The sequence below is a fragment of the Thermomonas paludicola genome, assembly GCF_024498955.1.
GTDB lineage: Bacteria > Pseudomonadota > Gammaproteobacteria > Xanthomonadales > Xanthomonadaceae > Thermomonas > Thermomonas paludicola.
In genome coordinates this window covers 224,995-240,614 of the sequence record NZ_CP093311.1, presented here as the reverse complement: position 1 = coordinate 240,614, position 15,620 = coordinate 224,995, and the positions used below count along the sequence as shown (strand labels likewise).

Sequence of the window (15,620 nt, the reverse complement as noted above, 5' to 3'; positions counted from 1 at the left end):
CAAGGTGCACGTGCAGCAAGGCTTTTCAGCCGACCAGACACGCGCACCGGGCCGGGTCAGAACTTGCCGTAATACCCCTCCTTGAGGGCATCGAACAGGTTGGCGGCGGTGTGCATTTCGCCGTCGTACTCGATTTTCTCGTTGCCCTTCACCTCGACCACGCTGCCGTCTTCCAACTCGAAGCGGTACGTGGTGTTTTCGAGGTCGGCTTCCTTGACCAGCACGCCCTGGAAGGCGGCGGGATTGAAGCGGAAGGTGGTGCAGCCCTTCAGGCCCTGCTGGTAGGCGTAGCGGTAGATGTCCTTGAAGTCCTCGTACGGGTAGTCGGTGGGGACGTTCGCGGTCTTGGAGATGGAGGAATCCACCCACTTCTGCGCCGCGGCCTGCACGTCCACGTGCTCCTTCGGGCTGATGTCGTCGGCGGCGATGAAGTAGTCGGGCAGCTTGGCGGCCGCGTCCTCGGCGTAGGGCATCGCCTTCGGGTTGACCAGTTCGCGGTAGGCCAGCAGCTCGAACGAGAACACGTCCACCTTTTCCTTGGACTTCTTGCCTTCGCGGATCACGTTGCGGCTGTAGTGGTGGGCGAAGCTGGGCTCGATGCCGTTGCTGGCGTTGTTGGCCAGACTCAGCGAGATGGTGCCGGTGGGCGCGATGGAGCTGTGGTGGGTGAAACGCGCGCCCACGTCGGCCAATGCATCGACCAGCTCCGGCGCAACCTTCGCCACCTGCTGCATGTAGCGCGAGTACTTGGCGTGCAGCACGCGGCCCTCGATCTTCTGCCCGACCTTCCAGCCGTCCTTCGCCATTTCCGGGCGCTTGCGCAACATGCCGGCATCGACGGTGAACACGTCGCTCATGATCGGCGCCGGGCCCTTTTCCTTCGCCAGCGCCAGCCCGGTTTCCCAACCGGCCACGGCCATCTCGCGCGCAATGCGCTCGGTGAATTCGCAGCTCGCCTTGCTGCCGTACTTCATCTTCAGCATGGTCATGCTGCTGCCCAGCCCAAGGAAGCCCATGCCGTGGCGGCGCTTGTGCATGATCTCGTCGCGCTGCTGCTGCAACGGCAGGCCGTTGACCTCCACCACGTTGTCCAGCATGCGGGTGAACACGCGCACCACTTCCTTGTATTCCTCCCAGTCGAATTCGGCCTGGTCGGTGAAGGCGTTGCGCACGAACTTGGTGAGGTTGACCGAGCCCAGCAGGCAGGCGCCATACGCCGGCAGTGGCTGTTCGCCGCAGGGGTTGGTGGCGCGGATGGTCTCGCACCACCAGTTGTTGTTCATCTCGTTGACCTTGTCGATCAGGATGAACCCCGGCTCGGCGTAGTCGTACGTGGAGACCATGATCATGTCCCACAGGTGGCGGGCGCGGATGTGGCCGTAGATCTTGCAGGCCACCAGGCCGTCCTCGCGGGCGATGTAGTTGCGATGGGTCGGCCAGTCGCGCCAGACCACCTGCGTCGGGTCGTCCAGGTCGATTTCGCCGCGTTCCTTGATGTTCACCGGGAACACCAGCGGCCAGTCGGCGTCGTCCTCCACCGCCTGCATGAAGCCGTCGGTGATCAGCAAGCTGAGGTTGAACTGGCGCAGGCGGCCGTCTTCGCGCTTGGCGCGGATGAAGTCCCGCACGTCGGGATGCGACACGTCGAACGTGCCCATCTGCGCGCCGCGGCGGCCACCGGCGCTGGACACGGTGAAGCACATCTTGTCGTAGATATCCATGAAGGACATCGGGCCGGAGGTGTACGCGCCGGCGCCGGCCACGAACGCGCCGCGCGGGCGCAGCGTGCTGAACTCGTAGCCGATGCCGCAGCCGGCCTTGAGGGTCAGGCCCGCTTCGTGGACTTTCTCCAGGATTCCGTCCATCGAATCCTCGATGGTGCCGGAGACGGTGCAATTGATGGTCGAGGTGGCCGGCTTGTGCTCCAGCGCGCCGGCATTGGAGGTGATGCGGCCTGCGGGAATGGCCCCGCGGCGCAGCGCCCAGGTGAAGCGCTCCTGCCAGTATTGCTGCAGCTCGACGGTGGGCTCGGCTTCGGACAGCGCCTTGGCGACGCGCTGGTAGGTGCCGTCGATATCGGCGTCCAGCGGCTCGCCCTGCTTGGTCTTGAGGCGATATTTCTTGTCCCAGATGTCCAGTGACGCAGGCTGCATCGGGATGTCCTGATTTGCGTCCGTGATCACTGCTTCCAACCTCGCCGTGCTCATGCCTGATGACACTCCTGTCCTGTATGACCCGCCCTGCCGGCGGGCCGTTGCCCAAGTTCCACGCCCGGCATCGACCGGAGGCGGCGATGCAGCCCGCGTCACGACGCAGCCTGCGATTTCATCGATTTGTTTGCGTTTCCGCCTGCTTCTGCATCGTCACGCGCCGCTCCATCATCGACGTCGCTTCCCTTGACCAGCGGCGCCCCCTGCGCCACTAGAGTTGGGACTTCCCTGCAAAACCAACCACTAGATCTAGTGGATCAATCCGAAGGACATTAGCCATCGGCCGAATCCAAGTCAACGCAAAAATTTGCCCCTTCCGGCTTGCAATTCCGCCTCTTCGCCCAAGACGCGCATGGCGCCGGGCTTTGAACCGGACTGCGACATATTTTCCAGCGAACATGAATACGCATGATGCTGCGCTGCATGATCAAATGCGGCCATCGGCAGCCCATTCCGGCTGCCTTCAGCGTCGATTGCACGTCGCCACACGACACTGGGCAGTATTGCCTGCACCGGGATCCACGCCATGAAACCTGCCACCAAAACCTTGCTGGCCCTGTCTGCTGCGGCCACGTTCGGCGGCTTTGCCGCCACCGGGTTGAACCTGATGCTGGAGCGCCCGGCCATGGCCGCGCCGGCCTCCGCAAGCACCGCCATACCCGTTGCCGGCTCGCTGCCCAGCGCCGTGGCCGGCACGCCGATGCCGTCGCTGGCGCCGATGCTGAAGCGCGTGCTGCCGGCCGTGGTCAGCGTGAACACCAAACAGCGGGTGCGGGTGAACACGCCGTTCGGCGATGACCCGATCTTCCGCCGCATGTTCGGCATTCCCGAAGAGCGCATCGCGCAATCGCTGGGCTCCGGCGTGATCGTCGACGCCCAGCGCGGCCTGGTGCTGACCAACAACCACGTGGTGGAAGACGCCGACGAGGTGCAGGTCACCCTGGCCGACGGGCGCTCGCTCAAAGCCGAATTCGTCGGCAACGATCCCGATACCGACATCGCGCTGATGCGTATTCCCGCGCAAAACCTGACCGCGATCCCGGTGGCCGACAGCGACAAATTGCAGATCGGCGATTTCGTGGTGGCGATCGGCAACCCGTTTGGCGTCGGCCAAACGGTGACCTCCGGCATCGTCTCCGCGGTGGGCCGCAACAACCTGCCGGGCGCAGGTTTCCAGAACTTCATCCAGACCGACGCCAGCATCAATCCCGGCAACTCCGGCGGCGCGCTGGTCAACCTCAACGGCGAGCTGGTCGGCATCAATACCGCCAGCTTCAACCCGCGCGGGTCGATGGCCGGCAACATCGGGCTGGGTTTCGCCATCCCGGCCAATTTGGCCAGCCGCATCAAGGACCAGCTGCTGGCCGGCGGCGTGGTGCGGCGCGGCACGCTGGGCATCGACAGCCAGGACGTGGATGCCCGCATCGCCAAGGGCCTGGGCCTGACCGACGCGCGTGGCGCGGTGATCACCCGCATTTTCCCGGGGTCGGCAGCGGGCGCGGCCGGGCTCAAGGTGGGCGATGTGGTGGTGGCGGCCAATGGCCAGCCGATCGACAGCGCCGAGGCGCTGCGCAACTTCCAGGGCCTGCAGGCGCCCGATGCCAAGGTGACGCTGGAGCTGCGCCGCGACGGCAAGCCGCTGCAACTGGTCAGCGGGCTGCGGGATGCGCCGAAAGCGCTGAACGGCGCGCAGCTGGATGCGCGCCTGGGCGGCGCCAGCTTCGCCGAATTGCCGGAATCCCTGCGCCGCCAGGGGCTGGCCGGGGTTCTGGTGGAGGACGTGCAGCGCGGCAGTCGCGCGGCGCAAAACGGGCTGCAGCGCGGCGACGTGATCCTGGCCGCCAGCAGCGGCGACTTCAGCGATCTGGGCGGCTTCCGCGCCAGCCTGGCCACCGTGCCGCAGCAGCTGGTGCTGCGGGTGCTGCGCGGCGGCGCCAGCGGCCAACTGTTGATGCGCTGACGCCCTCGTCACGCAAACGGTGCGACACTGATCCAATCCTCCTTCCGGAACCAGGATGCGGCAGATGAGCGAACATACCGAAGCGGTCAAGAGCAACCTCGGCGAAGCCGGCACCCACCTGAAGCAGGCGGCATCGGCTGCGGGCGGCGCGGTCAAGAACGCAACCAGCTCCGCCGGTGACGAGTTGCGCGTGGGCAAGGCACAGGTCAAGGCGGAACTGGCCGATGGCGCGGTGGCCGGGCTCAGCGCCGCCGAGCACCTTGGCGGTGCGGCCGGCGAGCAGATGGACGCCCTGATGGGCAAGGGCCGCGACCTGCTGGACAGCGCGTCGGAGCTGATCCGCGAGCGCCCGCTGGCGGCATTCGGCGTGGCGTTTGCCGCCGGCTGGATCATTTCCAAGCTCGGCCGCAGCGACAAGTAAGCCGCCCGGCATGACCGGCGACGCGCAGGCAGACGACGCACGCGAGGACGCAGCCGCGCCGGACGTGGGCGAGACCCTGCACGCGCTGGGCGAAGGCGCGCGCGCAAGTGCGCGCAGCGCACTGGGCACCGGCCGTGCGCTGCGCGCACTGGTGGCGGCCGACCTGGCGCTGGCGCGCAGCGCCCTGGCGCGCACGCTGGCATTTGGCGGCGTCGCGGTCGCGCTGGGTGGCTCGTCCTGGTTATTGCTGATGGCCGCCTTCATCGCCGCACTGCGCAGCACCGGCCTGTCGTGGCTGGCTGCCCTGCTGCTGGCTGCCCTGGTCAGCAGCGTCGGCACACTGGCGGCGGCATGGGCGGCCATGCGGCATTTCGAACACAGCGGGATGCACGCAACCCGCCGTCAATTGGCAAAGCTGGGCGCAGCCGCCGCCCGCACCGCTGCCAAGCAGGAATCGGCATGAGCCTGGCTGCGCAGATCGCCCGCGTGCAACGCGCCGAACATGCGCTGGAAGCCAGCCGCGCTGATTCCATCGCATGCTGGCACCAGCTCAAAACACTGTGGCGCACCAGCTGGACGCCCGGCCGGATTGTCATCGCCGGCCTCGCAGCGGGGTTTGCCGTTGGCCGCGCGCGGCCACTGCGCCTGGCCAGCAGCGGCGGCCTGCTCAATCTGGTCAACGCGCTGTCGGGCCTGTTTGCGGCGGGCCGTGCGCAGGCTGCGGCAGAGGCCGCCGATTCGGCCCATGAAGAAACCTCACCCACCGCCGAGGCTGCGCAGGCGCCCCCCTTCGAAACGAATGCCGCATGAGCAGCGACGGCGACACCACAGCGCGACCCCCCTCAACGGAGACAGCCGTACTGCCGCGCCCGCGCGGGCCGCTTTCACTGCTGGTGCTGGCCGTGCTGGCGGTTGGCTTCACTTTGTGGGCCAGCCAGGACCTGATCCTGCCGGTGCTGCTGGCGGTGTTTCTTGCGCTGATCGGCAACCCGATCATCCGCCTGTTGCAACGCGCCCATCTCCCACGCTTCGTCGCCGCGCTGGTGGTGCTGTGCAGCGGCATCGCGCTGGCGCTGCTGCTGGGGCAACAGCTGGTGCAACCAGCCGCCGACTGGGTGCATGAAGCGCCACGCGAGCTGCGCACGCTGGCCCCCAAGCTGCAGAAGTTGACCAAGCCGGTGCAGGAGGCGAATCGCGCGGCCGAAAACATTGCGCGCGCCGCCGGCGGCGAGAACACCGCCAAGCCGGTGCAGATCGTTCGCACCGAAGTGAACGACCCGTACAAATCGCTGGCTGCCACGCCCATGCTGGTGGCTTCGGTGCTGGCCGTGGTGCTGCTGACCTTTTTCTTCATGGTCTATGGGCAGGATCTGCAGCGCCACGCGCTCGCGTTGTTGCCGGACCGGCAAAAGAAAAAGCTGACCGTGGACATCCTGCAGGCGATTGAAACCGAGATCAGCCGCTATGTATTGACCATCAGCGCGATCAACGCCGTGGTCGGGCTGGTGTTCGCCAGCTGCCTGTTTTTCTTCCTCGGCGTGCCGCTCGACGAAGCCCTGCTGTGGGGCACCATGGCGATGCTGCTCAACTACGCGCCGTATGTCGGCCCGCTGATCGGCATCATGGCGATGCTGCTGATGGGGTTTGCCAGCTTCGAGGAGCCGCTGCGCGCATTGGTGCCGGCCACGATTTACCTGGGCCTGCACACGCTGGAGGGGCAACTCGTCACCCCCATCGTGCTGGGCCGGCGCATGGCGCTGTCGCCCCTGATCCTGATCCTGGCCCTGATGCTGTTCGGCTGGCTGTGGGGCATCGTCGGCCTGCTGCTGGCGGTGCCGATGCTGGTCTGCGTGAAGATCGTGCTGGCCCGGCTGGACGGCATGGACGGTTGGGCCAGGCTGCTGGAATAACCGGCCGGGCCTACAATGGCACCGTGAATTTCCCCATCCGCGCCATCACCCTCGATCTCGACGACACGTTGTGGCCGTTCGCGCCGATCGGCGAGCGCATCGAGCGCGCGCTGCACGCCTGGTTTTCCGAGCACAGCCCGCGCACTGCCGAGCGCTTTCCCATCGAGGACATGCGCGCGCTGCGCGAGCGGGTGTTCGCCGAGTTTCCGCAGCACGCGCATGACCTCGGGCTGCTGCGGCGGCTGACCATCGAGCGCGCGCTGCATGAAAGCGGCGACGATCCGGCGCTGGCCAGCGCCGCCTACGCGATCTTCTTCACCGAACGCAACCGCGTGGACTTCTATCCCGATGCCCGCGACGGCCTGCAGCGGATGTCCGCGCGCCTGCCGATAGCGGCGCTGACCAATGGCAACGCCGACCTGGCCGCCATCGGCATCGCCTCGCTGTTCCAGTTCCAGCTGGGCGCGCGCGAATACGGCGCGGCCAAGCCGGATGCCGGCCTGTTCCACGAAGCCTGTCGCCGCCTGGACGTGGTGCCCGGGGAGGTCCTGCACGTGGGCGACCACCCAAGCATGGATATTGCCGGCGCGGCCAAGGCGGGGATGCGCACCTGCTGGATCGACCGCGGCGACCACGCCTGGCCCGGCGAGCTGCCGCGCGCCGATCTGCACGTCACCACCCTGACCGCGCTGGCCGACTGGCTGGATGCGGGCGCCCATTCCAGAAGATCCACATGAGCCTTCCCACTGGTTTCACCGCTGCCACCCAGGCCGCGCTTGCATTGCACGTCGTCTCCAAATCCGATCTCGCCGCGTGGCGCGAGACGCAGCCCGCAGCGGTGCAGGCATGGCTGTCCGCGCAGCGCTTCGACGCCAGCGCCGGCAGCGCGCAAAGCTGGGCCGATGGCGAGGGCCGGATCGCCGGCGCGGTGCTCGGCATCGACGATCCGCTGGATCCGTTTGCCTACGCGCATGCACCGCGCGCGCTGCCCGCCGGCGATTGGCAACTTGCCAGCGCGCTGGATGGCGATGCACGCAAGGCGCTGCAGCTTGGCTGGGGGTTGGGGCTGTACCGCTTCAGTCGCTACAAGGCCAACACCTACACCGCACCCCGGCTGGCGGGTGACTTCGATGCGGAGACCTTCGACTTGCTCGCCGCCTGTGCGCGCGTGCGCGATCTGGTCAATACGCCCACCGAACACATGGGGCCAGAGCAACTGGAAGATGTCGCGCGCGAACTTGCCAGCGCGCACGGCGCAACGCTCGAGGTGATTGCCGGCGACGACCTGCTGGCGCAGAACTACCCGGCCATCCACGCAGTGGGCCGCGCTTCGCATCGCGCGCCGCGCCTGCTGGAACTGAGCTGGGGCGATGCCTCGCATCCCCACCTCGCCCTGTGCGGCAAGGGCGTGTGCTTCGACACCGGCGGACTGGACCTCAAGGGCGCCGCCGGCATGCGCAACATGAAGAAGGACATGGGCGGAAGCGCGCATGCCATCGCGCTGGCGGAATTGATCATGGCGCGCAAGCTGCCGGTCCGGCTGACCCTGCTGGTTGCGGCGGTCGAAAATTCGGTAGGCCCCAACGCCTTCCGCCCCGGCGAGGTGATCGCCACCCGCAAGGGCGTCAGCGTGGAGATCGACAACACCGACGCCGAAGGCCGGCTGGTGCTGTGCGACGCGCTGACCCGCGCCTGCGAGCTGGCGCCCGACCTGCTGCTGGACTTCGCCACCCTCACCGGCGCGGCGCGCATCGCGCTGGGCCCCGACCTGCCCGCGCTGTACGCCAACGATGACGCGCTCGCGAATGATTGGCTGGACGCAGGCAACCGCCTGCGCGATCCGCTGTGGCGGATGCCGCTGTGGCGCCCGTACCTGCGCTACCTCACCAGCGGCATCGCCGACCTGGCCAACAGCAGCAACACCACCATGGCCGGCAGCGTCACCGCCGCGCTGTACCTGGAGCGCTTCGTGGTCGAAGGCCAGCGCTGGGCGCATGTGGACGTGTATTCGTGGAACGACAGCGACCGCCACGGCAAACCAGCCGGCGGCGAGGCGCAGGGCCTGCGCGCGGCCTATGCGATGTTGAAGTCGCGCTACGCCTAGCGGCGCAGACTCGGCCTTACAGCCAGCCCTTCTGCCGCGCCAGGCGCGCCGCTTCGATGCGGTTGCTGACCCCCAGCTTGCCGATGCACTCGGACAGGTAGTTGCGCACGGTGCCGTGCGACAGGCCAAGCTGCGCGGCGATATCGCCGGCCGACCTGCCTTCGCCCGCAAGCCGCAGCACCTGCCGCTCGCGGTCATTGAGCGGGTCGGCCTCCGACCACGCGTCCATCGCCAGCTGCGGATCGATGGAACGACCGCCGCGATGCACCTGGCGCAGCGCGTCTGCCAATTTTTCGGCCGGCGAGTCCTTCAGCAGATAACCGGACACGCCGGCATCCAGCGCACGCCGCAAAAATCCGCTGCGGGCGAAGGTGGTGACGATCACCACCTTGATCGGCAATGCGTGGCGCGCGATGCGCTGGGCCAGCTCCAGCCCGGTCAGGCCGGGCATTTCGATGTCGGTCACCAGCACGTCGGGTTTGAGGCGCTGCAGCTCCCGCCACGCGATTTCGCCATCGGCGGCGGTGCCTACCACGTCGATGTCGGATTCCATTCCGAGCAGTGCCGACAGTGCGCCGCGCACCATTGCCTGGTCTTCGGCCAGCAAGATGCGGATCATGGTGTTGTCTCCGGTCGTGCTTGAACGTCAGGCAGCGATGAAGCGCATTGAGGCGCAATCGGCGCGCGCGGTTGGCGCAGCGGAATCTTCACCAGCAGGCGCGTACCGCCCCCATTTGGCGAATCGATCCGCAGGTTTCCGTTCAGCGCCGCCACCCGTTCGCGCATTCCAGCCAGGCCGTTGCCGTCCGCGGTGACGCCGCCGCACCCATCATCGGCAATGCGCATCTGCAGCGTATCGCCATCGCACAGGAACGCCACCTGCGCACGCCCGGCCTGCGCATGTCGGGTGATGTTGGTGACGGCTTCACGCAGCACCAACGCCACTCCGCGCTCCAGGACTTCAGGCAGATCGACGGGCGGCGGCTCGTAATCCAGATGGACCTGTGAAGACTCCAGCATCAAACGCGCCGAAGCCAGCTCGGCGGCGAGATCCGCCGCGCGAAAGCCGGTCACCGCGCTGCGCACCTGCGCCAGCGCGTCGCGCGCCACCTGCTCGGCTTCTTCCAGTTCGCGGCGCGAGGCCGCACTGTCGCGATCAAACAGCTTGCGCGACAGTTCCAGCTTCAAGGTGATCAGCGACAGGGTGTGGCCAAGCAGATCGTGCAGGTCGCGGCCTATGCGCTCGCGCTCGGCGGTGGCGGCCAGCCGGCGCACTTCGTCGTGCGACAGCGCCAGCGCCGCGTCCTTTTCCTGGCTGGCATGTTCGACATTGATGATGACGCCGATGATCAACGTCATCACCGGCACCCACAGGAACATCTGCGCCGGATAGCCGATCCACGCGGCAACCCCGACGTACACCACGTTCATCGCCAGCAGTTGCAGCAGATAGCGGCGCAGGGTCGGGCGTGCGCCGGACACGCGCAACATCACGCAGCCGAACACGAAATAACTCAAGCCCGACGGATACCAGCGCAACAGCAGCAGGCTCAACGCCGACATGCCAAGCGCATAGCGCCAGCCATTGGCGCGCGGCGCGATCAGCACCTTCGCAAACAGCCACAGGAAGATCGGGTAGGACAGCAGCGTCAGTGCCACCCAAAGCAGGTCGTAGCCATCGCCCAGCAGCGGGGTAATGAAAATCCACAGCGACCACAGCAGGTGCACGCTGTCCGTCCACGGCGACTTGCCGCGCCGGATGGCATCGGCTGCGGCGGAATCCGCCGCGGGGGTCATCCTGCGATTCAACCATGCCGGAAATTTCATGCGCGCATCCTACGTCAGTCGCAGCAGGCATAACCGACCTCAGCCATGCCGGCGCAGCCGGCGCGCGGCCAGCCACAGGAACACGCCGGTGAATCCGCACAGCACCAGCACATGCTGCAGCAGCGGCGCCTGCGTCACGCCCAACGCACGCAGTGCGATCTGGTCCAGGTGATAACTGGGCCATGCCGGCGCGATGTGCTGCAGCGTCGCCGGCAGGACCTGCAACGGCACCCACAGGCCCGACAGGAACGACATCGGCAGATACACCAGGTTGAGCATGCCGGGCGCGCCCTGGCCCTTGACCAAGGTTCCCACCAGCATGCCAAGTGCGCAGAACGGCAGCACGCCCAGCGTGCCGGCAAGCAGCAGCGCAGCGGCCTGCCGGGCGGTCAACACCACGCCCGCCACGCCCACCGCCAGGCCCAGCAGCAGCACGACGACCAGCGCAGCGGCGATCATCGCCATCACCATCTTGCCCAGCAGGTACGCGGCGGGCGGCATCGGCAAGGCGCGCTTGAGGGTGAGCAGGCCGTTGTCGCGCTCCATCGCCAGCGACACGCCAAACCCGAACAGGCCGGGGCTCATCACCCCGAACGTGGCGTAGCTTGCCAGCAGGTAGCACGCCATGCCCGGTGCCTGTGCATGCGCCAGCACCACCCCGAACATCAGGTAGAACACGGTGGGGAACAGGATCACCGGCAACAGGAAGCCCGGGTTGCGCAGGTAGCGCAGGAGTTCGCTGCGCGCTTCCTGCAGGTAGGCGTTGAACGCGCGCGCGCGCGGCATGCCGCCGCCTGCATGGGTCGTGATTGCGTTCATCAGGCGGCTTCCAGCAATGCGGCGGCGTTGTCGTCGCGGGTGAGTTCGGTGAAGGCTTCAGCGAGGCCGGCGGCGCGCACTTCCAGCCCGCTCAGCGCGGCATCTTGCGCCAGCAGGCGGCGCACCAGCAGCTCCGGATATTCCGTGGACAGGCACAACCGATTGCCATCCATGCGCGCCTCGACCACTTCCGGCCATGCCCGCAGCTCGCCCAATGCAAGACGCGTCGAACACCAGACCCGCTTGAGCGCGATCCGCGCGCGCAACGCATCCACGCTGCCTTCGCTGATGATCCGGCCGCGCGCCATCACGCAGACACGGCTCGCCAGCGCCTCGGCCTCTTCCAGGTAGTGGGTGGTCAGCACCACCGAATTTCCCTCGCCCACCAGATGACGGATCGCTGCCCACAGCATCTGCCGCGCCTCGATATCCATGCCGACCGTGGGCTCGTCGAGGAACAGCAGGCGCGGGCGCCCGCAAAGCGCCACCGCGAATTGCACGCGCCGCTGCTGGCCGCCGGACAGCTTGCCGTAGGGACGCTTGAGAAGATCGGCAACCCCCGCCAGCTGCGCGCTTTCAAGCACGCTGCGCGGGCTGGGGTAATAGCTTGCCGACAGCCGGATCAGCTCGCCGACACGCAGAGTCTGCGGCAGGGCCGCGTCCTGCAGCATCACGCCAATGTTGCGGCGTGCGCGGATATCTTGCGGATCCAGGCCGAACAGGCTGACCTCACCGGCGTCAGCCCGAATCAGGCCGAGAAGCAGGCCAATCGCGGTGGTCTTGCCGGCCCCATTCGGGCCGAGCAGGGCGAGCAGTTCGCCTTCGCGCAGGCGCAGGTCGATGCCGTCCAGCGCGCGCAGCGTGCCGTAGGACTTGCTGGCGCCGCGCAGTCGCGCCAGCTCGCCGCGCCCATCATCGGTCGTGGTGGTGTTGCCATCGTCGCGCATCGCGCCGCTCCAGGAAGGTGTGCGGTGACGATAGGCGCGCCTCGGCTGCGGCGGCAGTCGCGCCCATCATCGCAATCGCATGACAACCATCAGGTGACCGCTCCGCTGGCTTGCCCTAGCCTGTCTGCATTCCGCTGCCGCCCGCCGCCCCGATTGGCGGCAAACGCTGCAGCCGTCACACTTGGCGTTTCCGTTGCTGGAACCAGATTTCGATGAGCGCTTCCAATACCGACCTGTTGAAATCCCTGAAGATCGACCGCAGCGCGCCACCGCCCGCGTCGAAGCGTGGCCTGTGGATCGCGCTTGCCGTGATTGCCGCACTGTCGGCGCTTGGCCTCGCCGGTTGGGCGCTGCTTGGCCGCGACAAGGGCATCGTCGTGCAGACCGCAGACGTGGTTGCAATCGGCAACGGCGGCGGCAGTGCCTCGGTGCTGGACGCGACTGGCTATATCGTTGCGCGGCGGATGGCCACGGTGTCCTCCAAGATCACCGGCAAGGTGCTGGAGGTGTTGATCGAGGAAGGCCAGCGGGTCGAGGAAGGCCAGGTGCTGGCGCGCCTGGATCCGGTGGATGCCAATGCCCAGCGCACGCTGACTGCCGCACAGCTGGCCGCGGCGCAAAGCCAGATCGCCGGCGTGCAGGCGCAGCTGAAGGAAGCCGAGGCCAACGCCACGCGCCTTTCCACGCTGGTCGCACAGAAGCTGGTGTCGCGCGCACAGTACGACCAGGCCATTGCCTCGCGCGATGCCTTGCGCGCGCAGATCAGCACCGCGCAGCGCAACGCGCAGGTGGCGGGCGACGCGCTGCGCATCGCCGACAACGGCGTGGACAACACCATCGTGCGCGCGCCGTTTGCCGGCGTGGTGATCGCCAAGGCCGCGCAGCCGGGCGAGATCGTGTCGCCACTGTCGGCCGGCGGCGGCTATACCCGCACCGGCATCGGCACGATCGTCGACATGGATTCGCTGGAGGTGGAAGTCGAAGTCGGCGAAGCCTTCATTGGCCGCGTGAAGCCGGGCATGGCCACCGAAACCGTGCTCAATGCCTACCAGGACTGGAAGATCCCCGGCAAGGTCATCGCCATCATCCCCGCCGCCGATCGCGGCAAGGCCACGGTCAAGGTGCGCGTTGGGCTGGAGACGAAAGATGCGCGCATCGTGCCGGACATGGGCGCGCGCGTGGGCTTCCTGGAAGAGGCCAGGCCGGCGCAGGCCAATGCCAAGCCCGGCGTGCTGGCGCCTGCCGCCTCGATCACCCAGCGCGCGGGCAAGGATGTCGCCTTCGTGGTCGAAGGCGAGCAGGTGAAGGCGCGCACGCTGACGCTTGGCCGTACCCTGGGCGATGACCGCGAGGTGCTGCAAGGCCTGAGCGGCGGCGACAAGGTGGTGATCGACCCCTCGGACAGCTTGGTGGATGGGGCGCGCGTGCGCCTGGCCAGTGAGCAGGCCGACGCTGGTGCGAACAACGAATAGCCGCATCCCACCCCGCTTGCGCGCCCCCGCCAGCGCAGGGGCACGCGAAAAGAATCACGACGACCCCTACGGAGCACGCACGCCATGTCCACCCTCGTCAGCATCCGCAACCTGCACAAGACCTATCAGCGCGGCCCCGAGAACGTGGACGTGCTGCGCGGCATCGACCTGGACATCGATGCAGGCGATTTCGTCGCGTTGATGGGCCCCTCCGGCTCCGGCAAGACCACCCTGCTCAACCTGATCGGCGGCCTGGATTCCCCCAGCTCCGGCAGTATTGAAATCGCGGGCGCACACATCGAGCAACTCGGCTCCGGGCAACTGTCGCAATGGCGCAGCAACAACGTCGGCTTCGTGTTCCAGTTCTACAACCTGATGCCCACCCTGACCGCGCAGAAGAACGTCGAGCTGCCGTTGCTGCTGACCCGGCTGTCGGCCGCGCAGCGCCGGCAGAATGCCGCGATTGCACTGCAGCTGGTTGGCCTGGCCGATCGCGGCAAGCATCGCCCGAACGAGCTCTCCGGCGGCCAGCAGCAGCGCGTGGCGATTGCCCGCGCGATCGTGTCCGACCCCACGTTGTTGATTTGCGACGAACCTACCGGCGATCTTGACCGCGCGTCGGCCGAGGAAATCCTGGGCTTGCTGCAGACGCTCAATCGCGAACACGGCAAGACCATCGTGATGGTCACCCACGACCCCAAGGCCGCCGAATACGCAACGCACACCCTGCACCTGGACAAGGGCAACCTCGTCGAACAGACCCACCACGCGGCATAAGCGGAGGCAGACATGAAATACCTGCATCTGATCTGGGCCGCGCTGTTCCGCAGCAAGACCCGCACCTTCCTCACCCTGCTGTCGGTGATTGCCGCGTTCCTGCTGTTCGGGATGCTGGATTCCGTGCGCGTGGCCTTCAATTCCGGCGGCCAGGTGGCCGGCGCCAACCGCATGATCACGTCGTCGCGACTGTCGATCACGCAGATGCTGCCGTACAGCGTCGTCGAGCAGATCCGCGCCACGCCCGGCGTCAAGCAGGCGACGTACGCGGCCTGGTTCGGCGGCATCTACCGGGATCCCAAGAATTTCTTCCCGAACTTCGCGGTGAGCCCCGATTACCTGGACCTGTATCCGGAATTCGCGTTGCCGCAAGCGCAGAAGAAGGCATGGCTCGCCGACCGGACCGGCGCCGTGGTCGGCGAGGCCCTGGCCAAGCGCTTCGGCTGGAAAGTGGGCGACACCATCCCGCTGCAGGCCACCATCTTCCCGACCAAGGGCAGCAACGACTGGTCGTTCACCCTGCGCGGCATCTACACGATCAAGGAACAAAAACAGAAAGGCCAGGAGAACGCGATGTTCTTCCACTGGAAGTACTTCGACGAAGCCAACGACTACGTCAAGGGACGCATTGGCTGGCTGGTGGTGCAACCCGGCAGCGGTGACGGTGCCGACCGCGTGGCGTTGGCGATCGACAAGCTCAGCGCCAATTCCGATCACGAAACGAAAACCCAGAGCGAGGCCGCATTCAACCAGGCCTTTGCCAAGCAGTTCGCCGACATCGGCCTGATCGTCAGCGGAATCATGGGCGCGGTGTTCTTCACCCTGCTGCTGCTCACCGGCAACACCATGGCGCAAGCGGTCCGCGAGCGCATCCCGGAGCTGGCGGTGCTCAAGACCATCGGCTTTTCCAACCGCAGCGTGCTGTGGCTGGTACTGGCCGAATCCGTGCTGCTGGTGGTGCTGGGTGGGTTGATCGGCCTGTGCATCGCCGCGGCACTGGTGCCGATGATCACCACCGCCAGCGGCGGCATGATCCAGCTGCCGCCGATGGCGATGCAAACATGGCTGACGGGATTGCTGCTGATGCTGGTGATCGGCGTGATCGTCGGGCTGCTGCCGGCGATCCGCGGAATGCGCCTGAATATCGTCGATGCATTGGCTGGCCGCTAACTG

General features: G+C 67.0%; 16 protein-coding genes. 10 read left to right on the top strand and 6 right to left on the bottom strand.

All coding sequences use genetic code 11. The annotated features are described in order from the left end of the window. Nucleotides 1–56: 56 nt before the first annotated feature. Entirely contained in the window at nt 57–2,207 is a 2,151-nt protein-coding gene (locus LIW09_RS01045; RefSeq protein ID WP_256646146.1) for an adenosylcobalamin-dependent ribonucleoside-diphosphate reductase, read from the bottom strand. Between the two features lie 297 nt (nt 2,208–2,504). Further along, complete coding sequence (locus LIW09_RS01040) at nt 2,505–2,738, bottom strand: hypothetical protein (RefSeq protein ID WP_256646145.1); 234 nt, start codon at nt 2,736–2,738, stop codon at nt 2,505–2,507. Here LIW09_RS01040 and LIW09_RS01035 point away from each other — a divergent pair. From LIW09_RS01035 to LIW09_RS01005, 7 genes are all read left to right on the top strand, one after another. Next, nucleotides 2,737–4,170: a Do family serine endopeptidase gene (locus LIW09_RS01035; protein ID WP_256646144.1), complete on the top strand. Its 1,434-nt coding sequence runs from the start codon at nt 2,737–2,739 to the stop codon at nt 4,168–4,170. The genes LIW09_RS01040 and LIW09_RS01035 overlap by 2 nt on opposite strands. A 64-nt stretch (nt 4,171–4,234) precedes the next feature. Continuing rightward, nucleotides 4,235–4,591: a hypothetical protein gene (locus LIW09_RS01030; protein WP_256646143.1), complete on the top strand. Its 357-nt coding sequence runs from the start codon at nt 4,235–4,237 to the stop codon at nt 4,589–4,591. Between the two features lie 10 nt (nt 4,592–4,601). Continuing rightward, nucleotides 4,602–5,054: a phage holin family protein gene (locus LIW09_RS01025; protein WP_256646142.1), complete on the top strand. Its 453-nt coding sequence runs from the start codon at nt 4,602–4,604 to the stop codon at nt 5,052–5,054. Further along, nucleotides 5,051–5,401 carry a hypothetical protein gene (locus LIW09_RS01020; protein WP_256646141.1) on the top strand — a complete coding sequence of 117 codons (351 nt, stop codon included), beginning with the start codon at nt 5,051–5,053 and terminating at the stop codon, nt 5,399–5,401. Before LIW09_RS01025 ends, LIW09_RS01020 begins: the two co-directional genes overlap by 4 nt. Next, nucleotides 5,398–6,501: an AI-2E family transporter gene (locus tag LIW09_RS01015; protein ID WP_256646140.1), complete on the top strand. Its 1,104-nt coding sequence runs from the start codon at nt 5,398–5,400 to the stop codon at nt 6,499–6,501. The genes LIW09_RS01020 and LIW09_RS01015 overlap by 4 nt, the downstream gene beginning before the upstream one ends. Nucleotides 6,502–6,524: 23 nt before the next feature. Next, entirely contained in the window at nt 6,525–7,238 is a 714-nt protein-coding gene (locus LIW09_RS01010; RefSeq protein ID WP_256646139.1) for an HAD family hydrolase, read from the top strand. Continuing rightward, nucleotides 7,235–8,605, top strand: coding sequence for a leucyl aminopeptidase family protein (locus tag LIW09_RS01005; RefSeq protein WP_256646138.1), 1,371 nt, complete (start codon nt 7,235–7,237; stop codon nt 8,603–8,605). Before LIW09_RS01010 ends, LIW09_RS01005 begins: the two co-directional genes overlap by 4 nt. A gap of 16 nt (nt 8,606–8,621) precedes the next feature. Here the strand turns inward: LIW09_RS01005 and LIW09_RS01000 are convergent, their stop codons facing one another. From LIW09_RS01000 to LIW09_RS00985, 4 genes are read right to left on the bottom strand one after another with little or no spacing between them, the layout of a single operon-like run. After that, nucleotides 8,622–9,224 carry a response regulator transcription factor gene (locus tag LIW09_RS01000; protein ID WP_256646137.1) on the bottom strand — a complete coding sequence of 201 codons (603 nt, stop codon included), beginning with the start codon at nt 9,222–9,224 and terminating at the stop codon, nt 8,622–8,624. Continuing rightward, nucleotides 9,221–10,432, bottom strand: coding sequence for a sensor histidine kinase (locus tag LIW09_RS00995; protein WP_256646136.1), 1,212 nt, complete (start codon nt 10,430–10,432; stop codon nt 9,221–9,223). Before LIW09_RS00995 ends, LIW09_RS01000 begins: the two co-directional genes overlap by 4 nt. 39 nt (nt 10,433–10,471) lie before the next feature. Next, on the bottom strand, nt 10,472–11,251 hold the full coding sequence (locus tag LIW09_RS00990; RefSeq protein WP_256646135.1) for an ABC transporter permease: 780 nt from the start codon (nt 11,249–11,251) through the stop codon (nt 10,472–10,474). Continuing rightward, complete coding sequence (locus LIW09_RS00985) at nt 11,251–12,198, bottom strand: ABC transporter ATP-binding protein (protein WP_256646134.1); 948 nt, start codon at nt 12,196–12,198, stop codon at nt 11,251–11,253. The genes LIW09_RS00990 and LIW09_RS00985 overlap by 1 nt, the downstream gene beginning before the upstream one ends. A 212-nt stretch (nt 12,199–12,410) precedes the next feature. On the opposite strand from LIW09_RS00985, the gene LIW09_RS00980 reads away from it, so the two are divergent. The 3 genes from LIW09_RS00980 to LIW09_RS00970 all read left to right on the top strand — a co-directional run bounded on the left by LIW09_RS00980 (nt 12,411) and on the right by LIW09_RS00970 (nt 15,617). After that, nucleotides 12,411–13,670 (top strand): efflux RND transporter periplasmic adaptor subunit, encoded by a 1,260-nt coding sequence (locus LIW09_RS00980; protein WP_256646133.1) that lies wholly within the window; start codon nt 12,411–12,413, stop codon nt 13,668–13,670. A gap of 84 nt (nt 13,671–13,754) precedes the next feature. After that, nucleotides 13,755–14,447 (top strand): ABC transporter ATP-binding protein, encoded by a 693-nt coding sequence (locus tag LIW09_RS00975; protein ID WP_256646132.1) that lies wholly within the window; start codon nt 13,755–13,757, stop codon nt 14,445–14,447. Nucleotides 14,448–14,459: 12 nt separating this feature from the next. Beyond that, on the top strand, nt 14,460–15,617 hold the full coding sequence (locus LIW09_RS00970; protein WP_256646131.1) for an ABC transporter permease: 1,158 nt from the start codon (nt 14,460–14,462) through the stop codon (nt 15,615–15,617). The last annotated feature ends 3 nt before the right edge of the window (nt 15,618–15,620 follow it).

Bases quoted from the DNA above. Each gene is read 5' to 3' on its own strand.
- LIW09_RS01045 (WP_256646146.1), bottom strand. From the start codon at position 2,207: ATGAGCACGGCGAGGTTGGAAGCAGTGATCACGGACGCAAATCAGGAC.
- LIW09_RS01035 (WP_256646144.1), top strand. From the start codon at position 2,737: ATGAAACCTGCCACCAAAACCTTGCTGGCCCTGTCTGCTGCGGCCACG.
- LIW09_RS01040 (WP_256646145.1), bottom strand. From the start codon at position 2,738: ATGGCGTGGATCCCGGTGCAGGCAATACTGCCCAGTGTCGTGTGGCGA.
- LIW09_RS01030 (WP_256646143.1), top strand. From the start codon at position 4,235: ATGAGCGAACATACCGAAGCGGTCAAGAGCAACCTCGGCGAAGCCGGC.
- LIW09_RS01025 (WP_256646142.1), top strand. From the start codon at position 4,602: ATGACCGGCGACGCGCAGGCAGACGACGCACGCGAGGACGCAGCCGCG.
- LIW09_RS01020 (WP_256646141.1), top strand. From the start codon at position 5,051: ATGAGCCTGGCTGCGCAGATCGCCCGCGTGCAACGCGCCGAACATGCG.
- LIW09_RS01015 (WP_256646140.1), top strand. From the start codon at position 5,398: ATGAGCAGCGACGGCGACACCACAGCGCGACCCCCCTCAACGGAGACA.
- LIW09_RS01005 (WP_256646138.1), top strand. From the start codon at position 7,235: ATGAGCCTTCCCACTGGTTTCACCGCTGCCACCCAGGCCGCGCTTGCA.
- LIW09_RS01000 (WP_256646137.1), bottom strand. From the start codon at position 9,224: ATGATCCGCATCTTGCTGGCCGAAGACCAGGCAATGGTGCGCGGCGCA.
- LIW09_RS00995 (WP_256646136.1), bottom strand. From the start codon at position 10,432: ATGAAATTTCCGGCATGGTTGAATCGCAGGATGACCCCCGCGGCGGAT.
- LIW09_RS00990 (WP_256646135.1), bottom strand. From the start codon at position 11,251: ATGAACGCAATCACGACCCATGCAGGCGGCGGCATGCCGCGCGCGCGC.
- LIW09_RS00985 (WP_256646134.1), bottom strand. From the start codon at position 12,198: ATGCGCGACGATGGCAACACCACCACGACCGATGATGGGCGCGGCGAG.
- LIW09_RS00980 (WP_256646133.1), top strand. From the start codon at position 12,411: ATGAGCGCTTCCAATACCGACCTGTTGAAATCCCTGAAGATCGACCGC.
- LIW09_RS00975 (WP_256646132.1), top strand. From the start codon at position 13,755: ATGTCCACCCTCGTCAGCATCCGCAACCTGCACAAGACCTATCAGCGC.
- LIW09_RS00970 (WP_256646131.1), top strand. From the start codon at position 14,460: ATGAAATACCTGCATCTGATCTGGGCCGCGCTGTTCCGCAGCAAGACC.